Consider the following 12,955-nt stretch of genomic DNA (forward strand, 5'->3'; position numbering starts at 1 on the left):
CCGGCCTTCGCCGGAACTCCTTCGGAGACTCGCGGAGCCGGCTTAGCTGTCGCTCGCCTTGCTGCGACCGGCTTTGCTGTGGCCGGGTGCTGTGGCTGGGTTAGGACGGCAGCTGGGAGCGGAACTTTTCCACTGTGGGGGCCAGTTTCTCGGGTGGGACTTGCCACACCACGTCGACGTCGATAGGTACGTGGGTGGCTACCGCGGTGTTGGTGTAGAGGTCCAGGCGGGTCAGGCCCGGGGCCGCCAGACCACGCAGTGCGCCTCCGGGCAGCACCGGGTCCTGGATCGTCGCCAACGGGCCACCCGTCCACACCGGAACACCCGCTACGACTCCGCCGCCGACCATGTGGGTGTGCCCGGCCAGCACCGCGCGGACGTCCGTGCCGGCGATGGCCGCTGCCAGATCGGCCCGGTTCTGCAGCTCGATCGACGAGGTGAACGGCGCGAACGACGGCAGCGGCGGATGATGCAGCGCCACGACCGTCCCGGCGGGTGCCGGTGTCGCCAGCTCCGAACGCAACCACTCCAGCTGCGCGGGCTCCAGCAGGCCATAGGCGAACCCGGGCACGGTGCTGTCCAACGCCACCACCCGCACGTCACCGAACCAGCTCACCGAGTCCAGCGGCGCATCGTCCGGGGCCTGGTCGAGCAGATGCTCGCGCATCACCCCACGCACATCGTGATTGCCCGGCAGATAGACCGCCGGAACGCCGATCCGCGCCAGGACCGGCCCGACCAGGTCGCGCAACCGACTGTAGGCGAGCGGGTCACCGTCGTCGGCCAGGTCGCCGGTGAACAGGACCGCCGTCGGGCGCGGCGCCAGCGCCTCGACCACCCGCAGCGCGCTGCCCAGCAGCGCGAACGTGTCCACCTGACCCGCACCCGTCGTGTCCTCGGCGCGGATGTGCGAGTCGGTGATCTGGATCAGGGTGTGTCGTGGTCCCTCGGTCACCACCCGATCCTGCCTCCTGCGCCGCGACGGTGGAACTTTCTGAGAGGGCAGATGTGATAACGGTCTCTCACCGCGCGGATCGAACAGGGTCCAGCACCGGTGAGTTCCGGGCCAGGAAGTCCCACAGCCTGCTGGCGACCGGCCCGTGCGGCCGGTCCCGACGCCGGGCAGCCACCAGCTCCTCGACCACCCCGGGGAAATGCCGCCCGGTGATCGACAGCAGACGACCGTCGGTCAGCTCGGACTCGATCATGAACCGAGGCAGGTGTCCCCACGCCATGCCACGCAGGATCAGCTCCTTCTTCATCAGGTGATCCGGCACCGAGCACTGCGGTGCACCCTCCACGACGTAGTGGCTCGGCTCGGCCGGCTGGTGCGCCGAATCGCGGATCAGGCACTGGGTGAACGGCTGCATGTGCCTCGGCGTGACCTCGGCCGTCGGTTCGAACGGCAGAAAGCCCGGCGCCACGACCGGAACCAGCGCGACGGGCCCCAGGTCGATCCACTCCATCCGCACATCGCTCTTGGCCACCCGGTGCACGATGAGGTCCGTCTCGTCGGACAGCAACCGCTCCCACGGGCCGGTCACCGCCTCGAACTGCAGATGCAACCGGGTCTGCGGGCACCGCCCGAAGAACTCGCTCAACAGATCCAGCACCGGCGGCAGCGGGCACAGGTCACCGAGAACCACCCGCAGCTCGGCCTCCTCGCCCATCGCCAGCTGCGTCGCGTAGGTCCCCAGCTCCTCCACCTCGTGCAGCAGCACCGAGACCCGGCGGTGAAAGACCTGACCGGCCTCGGTCAGCCGCACCCGATACCCGGACCGGTCCAGCAGCTGAAGCCCCAGCTGGTGCTCCAGCTTGGCGACCGCAGCGAACACCGACGGATGCGAACGGTGCAGCCGCTCGGCAGCGGCCTGGAAACCGCCCGCGCTCACCACCGCGTCGAAGCACTGCAACTCGTGCAGCGTGAACTGAGACATTGTCGGTTCAATCTACAAGGCCTGTCCGAACTCTGTAATTTAAAATCTGCCTTGCGGTGCACAGGATGAAGGACATGACCACCTCATTCACCACCGGCGACGGTGTCCGCATCGCCTACCGGCTCGACGGCGACGCGAGCAAGCCGGTGCTGCTGCTGTCCAACTCGATCGCCACCGACCTGCACATGTGGGACACCAACGTCGTGGCCCTCACCGAGCACTTCCGCCTCCTGCGCTACGACTTCCGAGGGCACGGTGGCTCCGAGACGCCCGAGGGTGCCTACTCGCTCGACCGGTTCGGGCGTGACGTCCTCGAGCTGCTGGACACGCTGGACCTGCCGAGGGTGCACGTGCTGGGTCTGTCGCTCGGCGGGTACGTCGCGCAGTGGCTGGCCATCCACGCCCCGGAGCGCGTCGACCGGCTCGTGCTCGCCAACACCGCCGCCCATCTCGGTCCGGCCCCGCAGTGGGACGCCGCGATCGCCGAGCTGCTGCGTGCCCCCGACATGCGCGAGACCGCCGACAGGTTCCTGCACAACTGGTTCCCGGCCGAGCTGCTGGAGTCCGACACGGTCGAACCGTTCCGCCGGACGCTGCTGACCACCTCACGCGAAGGCGTCGCGGCCGCCTGGGCCATCGTGCGCGACTCCGACCAGCGGCGCACCGTCTCGCTGATCTCCCGCCCGACCCTGGTCATCGCGGGCCGCGACGACACCGTCACCTCCGAGGCGCACGGCAAGGAGCTGGCCGAGACGATCCCCGGCGCCCGCTTCGAGGTCCTGCCCGCGGTGCACCTGTCCAACGTCGAACAGTCGTCGGCTTTCGAGGATGCCGTCGTCACTTTCCTGCGGCAGCAGCCCTGACCTCGGGACGTACAGGATCCACGGCGCCGTCCGGGAGGGCCGTTCAGCTGAGCGTCGTCCCGGTGTCGGCCGGCAGCCAGTTGCCGTGGAAGTCGAACGGGATCACGTGCGGCAGCGGTACGCGCGCGACGGGCGGGGCGCCGAGTTCATTGCCGTCGAAGATACGCAGCTCGGTGCGGCCGTCGAGGCTCAGGACGAGAATGAGCAGCCAGACGTCGGTGTCTGCGGTCGCGCCGGGTTTCGGGACCGGGATGGGCTCGCCGGCGTGCTCGCCGGACCTGTGCCACAACGTGGTGACCGACCCGGTCTCGGTGTCGAGTGTGACGGGTTGCCCCATGTAGCCGGTGACGCCGTAGATGTGGCGATGTTCCGACAGCCACGAACCGGGCGCGACGCGGGGAACTCGAACGCGATGTCGGCCAGCCGTCGACGGCGTACCTGGCCGCTGTCGGTGAGGCGGAGCCGTTCAGGCCATCCGTGGCGGACCTCCGGCCAGGTTCCGGCCAGCGGCTCCTGGAAGAGCTTGAAGATCGAGTCGTCCGGATAGGCGCACAGGTCGAGCACCACGTCGTTGCCGTCGTCGAACGCATTGGCGGTGTGGTGCAGCAGGAACGCCTCGGTGCTGTACCGGCACACCTCGCCGTTGATGCGGTCGATGACCAGGATGCGGGGTGTCGAGCTCAGGATTCCACCGGAACACGTCGTGCACGGTCCTGGATTTCGTGAGCAGTCCGAGTGGGAACCGAGGCATGGTCAGTGGATGCACCACGATGATCGCCTTGGTGCGCGTCAGCGCGAAGTCGTCGCTCCGGGATCAGATACCGAGAATGGATGTTGTCCTGGCTCTCCGGGCTCCCGTGGTCAGCCGAACGCCGGATCGGTGACGACTGACAGCCCGGCGGGCTCGGCTTGCGGGATCGGGGCGCTGGGGTTGACTGGGCTACCGGGAGGTACTCCATGACCGTCACCGACGCCGCTGACTTCACCCGGCAGCGCCCGATCCCGGACAACCTGATCCCGGATCTCAACCACGTCAACGCCTTCACCCGCGACAAGGTCGCCGCCGCCGTCGTCCGGCGCCACGCCCCGTGGGCCTGGGACCGGGCGGAGGCGCTGGGCTCGCGGGTGTGGGACCCCCTGGTGCTCAAGGCCGCGCGCGACGCCCAGCGCCACACCCCTGAGCTGCGCACCCTCGACCGTCTCGGCAACGAGGTCTACGACGTCGAGTTCCACCCGGCCTACCACGAGCTGATGTCGCTGGGCTTCGGTTCCGGCGTGCACTCGCTGGCCTGGACCTCCGACGAACCCGGCGCGCACTCGGCCCGCGCGGTGCTGTCCTACCTGTGGAACCAGATCGACGGCTCGACCGCGTGCCCGATCGGCATGGCGTACGCCTCGATCCCGGTGCTGCGCAGCCAGCCCGAGCTCGCGCCGTGGGCCGAGGCGATCGCGGCGGAGGGCTACGACCCGGCGGACGTCGCGATCGGACGCAAGTCGGCGGGCACGATCGGCTACTTCATGACCGAGAAGCACGGCGGCTCCGACCTGCGGGCCAACGTCACCGTCGCCCGCCCGGTCGGCAAACGGGGCCCCGGGGAGACCTACCTGGTCAACGGGCACAAATGGTTCGCCTCGGTGCCCATGTCCGACGCCTACCTGACCGTCGCGCACACCGAGGGCGGCGTGTCCTGCCTGCTGGTGCCGCGCCGCGTCCCGGACGGTGAGCTCAACGGCATCCGGATCAACCGGCTGAAGGACAAGCTGGGCAACCGCGCCAACGCCTCGTCGGAGATCGAGTACCACGACGCGCGGGCTTTCCTCGTCGGCGAGGAGGGCAAGGGGGTGCGGACGATCCTGTCCTCGGCCGAGTACACCCGCCTCGACTTCGCCATCGGCTCCGCCGGTCTGATGCGCGCGGCGCTGTCCCAGGGGCTGCACTACAACGACCAGCGCACGGCGTTCGGCGCGCCGCTGTCCCAGCTGCCGATCCAGGCGCCCGTGCTGGCCGACCTGGCGCTGGAATGGGCCGGCGCCGCGCACCTCGGGTTCCGGGTCGCGCACGCCGAGGACCACCAGGACGACGTGTCGGAGAAGCTGCTCAGCCGGCTGCTCACCCCGGTGGCGAAGTTCTGGAACTGCCGGCGCGTGTCGAGCGTGACCGAGGAGGTCATCCAGTCGATCGGCGGCAACGCCTACATCGAGGAACACCCGTGCCCGCGCTACTACCGGGAGGCGCCGCTCAACGCGATCTGGGAGGGCACCTCGAACATGATGGTGATGGACGTCGGCCGCGTCCTGGAGCGCGAGCCGAAGGCGATCGAACCGGTACTCGACGAGATCCGCCCCGCCGCCGGGGAACACCCGCTCCTGGCCGGGGCGCTCACCGAGATCGAGGAGCTCGTCATGGCTCCGGAGGACACCACCCGCTACCTGGTCACCCGGCTGGCGCTGGCGGTGCAGGCGTCCCTGCTGGTCCAGCACGCCCCCACGGTCGTGTCCGACGCCTTCGTGGCTTCCCGCCTGGGCACCACCTGGGGCCCCACCTACGGCACGCTGCGCAACCTCGACTTCACCGCGATCACCGACTACGCCCGCCTCGACTAACGCCGCACCCCGCCCCACCTGCCCCACCCCACCGGCACGAATGTGGCTTTAGGGACGTTGAACGTCCCTAAAGCCACATTCGTGTCATCGGGGGAGGAGGTGATCACCGGGAGGCGGGCTGGTGGCGGGGGGTTAGCGGCGGGTGGACAGTTCGGAGAGGGTCATCGCCAGGGTGTGGCGGAACGGGGGGACGTGGGAGAGGGTGCGCAGGGTGGTGTTGCGGAGCGTGCGCACCAAGGGGCTGTGGGTCGTGGCCGCTCGGGTCATGCGGTCGGTCATCGACAGGACGCCTGCCGCGACCGGGCGGCGGATCGACTCGTAGCGGGCCTCGGCGCCGGTGTGCAGCAGGGTCGCCAGCTCGACCGCGTCCTGGATGCCGGTGTTCATGCCCTGACCGCCCGCCGGTGAGTGCACGTGCGCGGCGTCGCCCGCCAGGAAGACCCGGCCGGTGCGGTAGCGGCTGGCCAGCCTGTGGTGGACGCGGAACCGGGAGCTCCAGACCACCTCGTCGACCCGCGCGGGATCGGTGACCGGACCCCTGGTGTCCAGCAGGCGCTGGATGTCGGGCAGCTCGGGATGTTCGGGGGCGTGGTCGAGGGTGGCGACGATGCGGTGCCGGTCACCGGGCAGCGGCGCGACGACGACGAGACCGGCGGGGGAGAAGAACAGCTGCACCTCGTCGGCCGGCAGTGCCCAGCCCATCCGAACGTCGGCGAGGACGAAGGACTGCTCGTAGGCGCTGCCGGTGAAACCGATGCCGGCGAGGCCCCGGACCGCGCTGTGCATGCCGTCCGCACCGATGAGATAGCGCGCCCGGATGCTGGTGGTGCCACCCTCGTCGGTGGTGTGCACGGTGACCCCGTCGGCGTCCTGGTCCAGGCCGACCACCTCGGTGGGCCGCTGGACCTTGCCGCCCAGCTCCCGCAACCGGTTGAGCAGGACCTCCTCGGTGGTGCTCTGCGGGACCATCAGCGTGAACGGGTACGGCGTCGGCAGGTCGGAGAAGTCGAGGCTCAGCAGGGTGCGGTCGCGGTCCCGGAGGGTGAACGAGGGGACCACGACACCTCGGGTGACCAGCTCGCGGGCCACGCCGAGGTCGCGCAGGACCTCCAGGGTGCGAGCATGGACGACCGCCGCGCGCGAGGTGTTCGCGCCCTCCGGGTTCTTGTCCAGAACCACCACGTCCATGCCCTTGTCGATCAACGAGGCGCCGAGCGTGAGCCCGGTCGGGCCGGCACCGACGACCACCACATCCGTGTTCCGCATGGCAGTAATCCTTTTCTTCAACGCCTATGTCAACGCTTGTTGGCAACACGACTGTAGCGCGGCGGGGCAGGATTGACAACAAATGTTGGTCAACATACGATGACCAACGTTGTTGGGGAGCTAGTACGCACCCCTCTCAGGGAAGGTCGATGAGCTGCGTATCTTGCTGATCGAATCCGACGACCGGGTGGCCGCCGCCCTGCGGAGCGCGTTGCACGGTCACGACATCGCCACGGACCGGTTGCGGGCCGAGGGTCCGGAGGTGCTGGACCACCTCGACGATGTCGACGTGGTGGTGCACAGCCTCGGTCTCGGTGACATCGCCGGCACGTCGATCTGTCAGCTCGTCCGTGAGGTGAGCGACGTGCCGCTCATCCTGCTCGCCGCGCGGTTCCGGCTGAGTGACTGCGTACTGGGACTTTATCTGGGCGCGGACGACTACGTCGTCGAGCCGGTCGATTCAGGTGAACTGGCCGCCCGGATCTCCGCGGTGGACCGGCGGCGGCGCCGGGGTGCGCGAGTCCGGCATTCGCAGAATTCTCCGCTCGACCTGGCCGAGGGGTGCGGCGCCGGATCACGTCGCGTGGTGCGGGTCGACGGGCGGCCGGTGAAACTGACACCCAAGGAATTCCGCCTGCTCAGCGTGCTGAATCGGGCGAACGGTTCGGTGTGCACCCGCAACCATCTGATGGTGGAGGTCTGGGGCCGGCCATTGCCCGCGTCGAGTCGTTCGCTGGATGTGCACGTGGCCACCCTGCGTACGAAACTCGGACGTTCGGACCTGGTCCAGACGGTGCACGGCGTCGGTTATCGACTGGTGGCCCAACGAGCCGCGCTCCGTTACGCGGGATAAAGCCGTGAGTGGCGAGTGGTCCTATAGGACCACTCGCCACTCACGGCTTTTAGCGTAGTTCGCGTGCCTCCTCCTCCGTGGTTACCGCCGGGTGGCAGCCGGGCAGTGGTTTACCGGCGGTCTCCTTCATCAGGTACGCGCAGATCGCGCCGAGGACACCCGCGCCGATCAGGTAGTAGCCGGGGAAGTCCAGGTTCCCGGTCGCCAGTACCAGGCCGCTGACCACGATCGCCGTGGTGCCGCCGAATGCCGAGACGAAGATGTTGAACGTGACCGACAGCCCGCCGTAGCGGATGTGGGTCGGGAACATCGCCGGCAGCGTCGAGGGTGCGACCGCGGAGAAGCAGACCAGCGACAGACCCATGACCATCAGGCCGATGAACGTCGTGGCGATACCGCCGGACCGCAGCAGCAGCACCGAGGGCAGACCGAGCACGATGAGCCCCGCGCACCCGACCAGCAGCACCCGGCGGCGGCCGAACCGGTCGCTGAGCGTGCCCAGGAAGGTGATCACCACCATCAGCAGGAGCAGCACCACGATCTGCAGCAGGTTCGAGGCCTCCTCGCTGATCCCGGCATGGCCGCTGGCCGGCAGGGTGGTCGTCAGATAGGTGGGCACATAGCTGGTGAGCAGGTAGTTCGTGACGTTCCAGGCGATGATGATGCCGCCGGCCAGCAGCATCGTGCGCCAGTGATCGGCGAACAGCTGCCGCAGGCCCTCACCGGCCGAGGTGCCCTCGCGGGCCTCGGACTCGGCGAGCATGGTCTTGAACGCCGGGGTCTCCTCCAGCTTGAGTCGCAGGTAGAGCCCGGCGATGCCGAGCGGCAGCGACAGCAGGAACGGCAGGCGCCAGCCCCAGGACAGCATCGCCTCGTGGGGCAGTGCGATGGTCAGGATGGTGACCAGGCTGGCGCCCATCGCGTAGCCGGTGAGTGTGCCGAACTCCAGCCAGCTGCCGAAGAACCCGCGCCTGCGGTCGGAGCTGTACTCGGCGATGAACGTCATCGCGCCGCCGTACTCGCCACCGGTGGACAGTCCCTGGATGATCCGCACGAAGATCACCAGCAGCGGCGCGGAGATGCCGATCGCCGCGTAGCTGGGCAGCAGCCCGAGGACGAACGTCCCGGCCGCCATCAGGATGACCGTCATCGACAGCACCTTGGTGCGCCCGATCCGGTCGCCCAACGTGCCGAAGATGAGCCCGCCGATCGGGCGGACCAGGAATGACACGGCGAACGTCGCGAATGCGTAGAGAACCGCGACCGACTGGGGTAGGTCGGAGAAGAAGACGTGCGTGATGACCGGCACCAGGTAGGCGTAGACGCCGAAGTCGTACCATTCAGTGACATTGCCGATAGCGGCTGCCGCGACCGCGCGCCGAACCGTCTTCTCGTCGGTGACCGTCACCCCGGCCACCTCAGTGGATCCTGATGAACTGCCTGGTAGCGGCGCCGGTACCTCGCCGATATGTTCGCTCACGGGTTGCGTTTCCCTCCGTGCATACGCCTCGGTGCGTATTATGCAACAGGATTTATGTGACGCAACTATCGTTGTCCGTCAGGAATGGTCATGTCAAGCGGAGGCAGATACTTAACATTATCCTAATAATTGAATCAATAGCCGATTCATGGCATGCCAGAAAGCCTGTGCGGGTTAGTCACAGGCTTTGTGGAGAAGTAGGAACGAATTTACATGACGGTGTCGAACTGTGCTCCTTCGGTGAGCTCGTCCGGCCAGAGCTGAGTGCGGACCCACTCGTGGAACGCCCCGATGTGGTGCTCGCTGGGCACCAGCACCCCACCGTCGCGGTAGGACCGCGACAGGGTCGCGCGCTGGCAGCGTTCGCACGCGTCGAAGTCCTGCTGGTTGACCCGGTGGAACAGCTCGACGGACTTGGTCAGGTCCTGCCCGCTGGCGACGACCTCCGGGGCGTAGAGCCAGTCGCACTCGACGATCGTGCGGTCCGCCGCCACCGGGTACATCCGGTGCAGGATGACGTGATCGGGAACCAGGTTGATGAAGACCTGCGGGTTGACCGTGATCGCGTAGTAGCGGCGGTCGTGCTCGTCGGTGACGGTCTCCAGCTTCGGCGCGCCGGCACCGCCGTCGACGGTGAACCCCTGGACGTCCTCACCGAACGCCGCACCGTGCCCGACGAAGTACTGCGCGGCGAAACCGTCGGCGAACTCCGGCAGCACCTCGGTCAGCTCGGGGTGGATCGTCGCGCAGTGGTAGCACTCCATGAAGTTCTCGATGATGAGCTTCCAGTTCGCCTTCACCTCGTAGGTGATGCGCTTGCCGAGCTCCAGCTTGTCGATCTGCCAGGCGTCGATGATCTCCGCGTCGCCCAGGCGGGCGGTCACCGCGCCGATCACCGTCTCGGAGAAAGAGGGCGGCTCGTCGGCCAGGCACACCCACGCCACACCGAGCCATTCCCGCAGCGCGACCTTGTTGAGCCCGTAGGCGCTCCGGTCGACGTCCGGCATGGTTTCCAGGTTCGGCGCGGCGATCAGCTTGCCGTCCAGCCCGTAGGTCCACGCGTGGTACGGGCAGCGCACCGCGTTGCGCAGCGAACCGGTCGGCTCCGCGCACAGCTGCGCGCCCCGGTGGCGGCACACGTTCAGGAACGCGCCCAGGTTGCCCTTGCGGTCCCGCACGACCAGCACGCTCTCCCGGCCGACCTGCACCGTGCGGAAGTTGCCGGCGGCGGGCAGATCCGCGGTGCGCACGGCGGCGAACCAGTACTTCTCGAAGATCCTGGCCTGTTCACTGGCGAAGATCTCCGGGTCGGCGTAGTGGTGCCCCGGCAACGTGGGCATCAGGCTCTCGGACAGCTGGGTACGGGGCTGGGTGCCGGTCTCCATGAGGCTCCTTCGCAGAGCAACGATCGGATCGGGGTGGGGGAGGTGCGTCAGGAATGTCAGGCGTGCGCGGTCGCGCGGGTGGCGAGCTCGCGGCGCAGACGGTTGAACGGCTTGGGGCGGTTCAGCGCGAACACCGCGACCGGTTCGCCCGCGCTGCGGTAGACGGCGAGGAAGCTGCGCTCCTCGGCGCTGCCCTCGGTGATCTCCACCTCGGCGCCGGCGGTGCGGTGACCGGCGAACTGCAGCCGGGAACCGTGCTGGTCGGACCAGAAGTACGGGACGTCCGGCTTGGGCGCGGGCAGGCCGAGCAGGGTCGCGGCGGCGGCGGCCGGTTGCTTGACCGCGTTCGTCCAGTGCTCCAGCCGCAGTGTCGCGCCGGTGAAGTGGCGATAGGACGACGCACAGTCGCCGACCGCGACGATGCCCGGGATGTCGGTCGCGCAGCCTGCGTCGGTGATGATGCCCCCGTCGACGGCCAGTCCCGAACCGGCGAGCCACTCGGTGTTGGGGATCGCGCCGATCCCCACGACCACGACGTCGGCGGGCAGCTCCCGGCCGTCGGTGAGGCGCACCGCGCGCACCGCGTCGAGCGCGCCGTCCTCGTGTGAGACGAGCTCGGCGACCCCGACCCCGGTGAGCAGGGTGACACCGTTGTCGGCGTGCAGCGCGGTGCACGCCGAAGCGACCTCGTCACCCAGCTGGACGGCGAGCGGCGTGGCCACGGCCTCGACGATCGTGACGCCCGCGCCCAGCTGCGCGGCGGTGGAGGCGATCTCGGCGCCGATGAAGCCGCCGCCGATCAGCACCACGCGTGCGCCGGGGCGCAGCTCGGCGCGCAGCGCGGTGGCGTCCTCCAGGGTGCGCACGGTGTGCACACCCGCGGGTCGGGGCCCCGGCAGCTGCCGGGCCCTGGCGCCGGTGGCCAGTACGACCGCGTCGGAGACGATCCGCTGCCCGTCGTCGAGGACCACCGCCATGGTCGACGGGTCCAGCGCGGTGGCGGTCCGCCCGAGCAGCCAGTCGACCCGCAGGGACTGCTCGTCCTCGCCGCTCAGCAGGCTCAGCTCGTCGGCGGACATGCTGCCGGCGAGGAACTCCTTGGACAGCGGCGGCCGGTCGTATGGCAGGTGGGTCTCGGCCCCGATCGCGGTGATCCGGCCGTCGAAGCCCTGCTCACGCAGTGCGCGAATGGTCGAGGAGCCGGCCAGTGATGCCCCGACGACGGTGACCGAACGCATCAGGCAGCGCTGATGTCCGCGACGAGCGTGGCCGGCACGGTGGGCACCGAGGGCTCGACGATCGGGTTCACGAAGGCGACGCCGTCGGTGACGACCACCGGGTAGGTGCGCACGGCCATCTTGGCCGGCGGGCCGCTGGGCATCCCGGTGCGCAGGTCGAAGCAGGCGGCGTGCAGCGGGCACTCGACCTTGCAGTCCTCGACCCACCCTTCGGACAGGGAGGCCTTCTGGTGGCTGCAGGTGTCGTCGATGGCGAACAGCTCGCCGTCGACGTGGAACACCGCGATCGGCACCTCGCCCTGGACAACAACCGCTTCGCCGTCCGGGATGTCGGCGACCGCGCCCACTCGGATCATTGCAGCTCCTGGGTTTCGTGATAAGCAACAGCATGTGCTATACGGAACAGAGTGCCAATCGGATCCGGGTCGAGTCAACGGATCCGAGCAAATTGGTTGCGTAAGCTGAGAAGGGTTCCTCAATGAGCAACAAACTGGTTGACGGTCCGGTGTCTCCCGTGCAGTCGGTGGACCGGGCGCTGGCGATCCTGGAGTACCTGGCCGAGCACGGACAGGCGGGCATCACCGAGATCGCGCGGCACCTCGGGGTGCACAAGTCGACGGCGTTCCGGCTGACCGCGTCACTGGAGCACCGACGCATGGTCGAGCAGCTGGAGGACCGGGGCCAGTACCGGCTGGGCTTCGGCGTCATCCGCCTGGCCGCCGCGACCAGCTCCCAGCTCGACCTGACCCGCGACGGGCGCCCCATGTGCGTGCGGCTGGCCGGCGACATCGGCGAGACGGTCAACATCGCGATCCGCGACTCGGCCGCCGCGGTCAACATCACCCAGGAGCACGGCTCGACCATGGTCGCCACCCGCAACTGGGTCGGCAAACGCACCCCGCTGCACGCCACCGCGAGCGGCAAGGTCCTGCTGGCCTGGGCGGAGGAGGACGCGCTCGGCGAGCTGTTGCGTTCCGGGCTGGAGCAGTTCACCGAACGCACCATCGTCGACGAGGCGCGACTGCGGGAGGAGCTGGCCGAGGTCCGGTCCAGGGGCTGGGCCCGCAGCGGCGAGGAGCTGGAGCTGGGCCTCAACTCGGTCGCCGCCCCGATCTTCGGCTCGGACGGAGCGGTGACGGCCGCGGTCAGCGTCTCCGGCCCGTCCTACCGCCTGACCCCGGCGGACTTCGCCGACGCCGCGGTGAAACTCCGCTCGGAAGCCGCCGACCTGAGCCTCCCGGCAGCCTGAGCCGACTTTGCACACCCACGTGCCGCGTCGCACACGTCCGGACATGTGCGACACAGCACGTGGATGTGCAAAGTCGGCCG

General features: G+C 68.9%; 11 protein-coding genes and 1 pseudogene. 4 read left to right on the forward strand and 8 right to left on the reverse strand.

The window, feature by feature from the left end; genetic code table 11:
- Positions 1-100: 100 nt before the first annotated feature.
- Together G406_RS0118995 and G406_RS0119000 are read right to left on the reverse strand one after the other, a co-directional pair.
- Positions 101-955, reverse strand: coding sequence for a metallophosphoesterase (locus tag G406_RS0118995; RefSeq protein ID WP_156934984.1), 855 nt, complete (start codon positions 953-955; stop codon positions 101-103).
- 67 nt (positions 956-1,022) lie between these two features.
- Complete coding sequence (locus G406_RS0119000) at positions 1,023-1,937, reverse strand: LysR family transcriptional regulator (protein WP_028935045.1); 915 nt, start codon at positions 1,935-1,937, stop codon at positions 1,023-1,025.
- A gap of 74 nt (positions 1,938-2,011) precedes the next feature.
- Between G406_RS0119000 and G406_RS0119005 the strand changes: the two genes are divergently transcribed.
- Positions 2,012-2,800 carry an alpha/beta fold hydrolase gene (locus G406_RS0119005; protein ID WP_037077371.1) on the forward strand — a complete coding sequence of 263 codons (789 nt, stop codon included), beginning with the start codon at positions 2,012-2,014 and terminating at the stop codon, positions 2,798-2,800.
- A gap of 43 nt (positions 2,801-2,843) precedes the next feature.
- Here the strand turns inward: G406_RS0119005 and G406_RS59755 are convergent.
- Positions 2,844-3,436 (reverse strand): annotated as a pseudogene (locus tag G406_RS59755) (carotenoid oxygenase family protein).
- Between the two features lie 321 nt (positions 3,437-3,757).
- Between G406_RS59755 and G406_RS48035 the strand changes: the two are divergent.
- Positions 3,758-5,404 (forward strand): acyl-CoA dehydrogenase family protein, encoded by a 1,647-nt coding sequence (locus G406_RS48035; protein ID WP_051342351.1) that lies wholly within the window; start codon positions 3,758-3,760, stop codon positions 5,402-5,404.
- Between the two features lie 132 nt (positions 5,405-5,536).
- Here the strand turns inward: G406_RS48035 and G406_RS0119020 are convergent, their stop codons facing one another.
- The gene (locus G406_RS0119020; protein WP_037077372.1) at positions 5,537-6,670 is read right to left on the reverse strand and encodes an FAD-dependent monooxygenase; all 1,134 of its coding nucleotides are present in this window, start codon (positions 6,668-6,670) and stop codon (positions 5,537-5,539) included.
- Between the two features lie 163 nt (positions 6,671-6,833).
- On the opposite strand from G406_RS0119020, the gene G406_RS0119025 reads away from it, so the two are divergent.
- A complete protein-coding gene (locus G406_RS0119025; protein ID WP_342666228.1) occupies positions 6,834-7,523 on the forward strand; it encodes a response regulator transcription factor in 690 nt (229 codons plus the stop codon).
- A 49-nt stretch (positions 7,524-7,572) separates the two neighbouring features.
- Here the strand turns inward: G406_RS0119025 and G406_RS0119030 are convergent, their stop codons facing one another.
- From G406_RS0119030 to G406_RS48040, 4 genes are all read right to left on the reverse strand, one after another.
- Positions 7,573-8,931, reverse strand: a complete 1,359-nt coding sequence (locus tag G406_RS0119030; RefSeq protein ID WP_028935050.1) for an MFS transporter — start codon at positions 8,929-8,931, stop codon at positions 7,573-7,575.
- 281 nt (positions 8,932-9,212) lie between these two features.
- On the reverse strand, positions 9,213-10,388 hold the full coding sequence (locus G406_RS0119035; protein ID WP_028935051.1) for an aromatic ring-hydroxylating oxygenase subunit alpha: 1,176 nt from the start codon (positions 10,386-10,388) through the stop codon (positions 9,213-9,215).
- Positions 10,389-10,444: 56 nt separating this feature from the next.
- Positions 10,445-11,626, reverse strand: a complete 1,182-nt coding sequence (locus G406_RS0119040) for an NAD(P)/FAD-dependent oxidoreductase (protein ID WP_028935052.1) — start codon at positions 11,624-11,626, stop codon at positions 10,445-10,447.
- Positions 11,626-11,982, reverse strand: coding sequence for a bifunctional 3-phenylpropionate/cinnamic acid dioxygenase ferredoxin subunit (locus G406_RS48040; protein ID WP_051342352.1), 357 nt, complete (start codon positions 11,980-11,982; stop codon positions 11,626-11,628). Before G406_RS48040 ends, G406_RS0119040 begins: the two co-directional genes overlap by 1 nt.
- 122 nt (positions 11,983-12,104) lie before the next feature.
- On the opposite strand from G406_RS48040, the gene G406_RS0119050 reads away from it, so the two are divergent.
- Complete coding sequence (locus tag G406_RS0119050) at positions 12,105-12,875, forward strand: IclR family transcriptional regulator (protein ID WP_028935053.1); 771 nt, start codon at positions 12,105-12,107, stop codon at positions 12,873-12,875.
- Positions 12,876-12,955: the final 80 nt, after the last annotated feature.

This window comes from Actinospineispora spinosispora DSM 44797 (assembly GCF_000429025.1).
Taxonomy (GTDB): domain Bacteria; phylum Actinomycetota; class Actinomycetes; order Mycobacteriales; family Pseudonocardiaceae; genus Pseudonocardia; species Pseudonocardia spinosispora.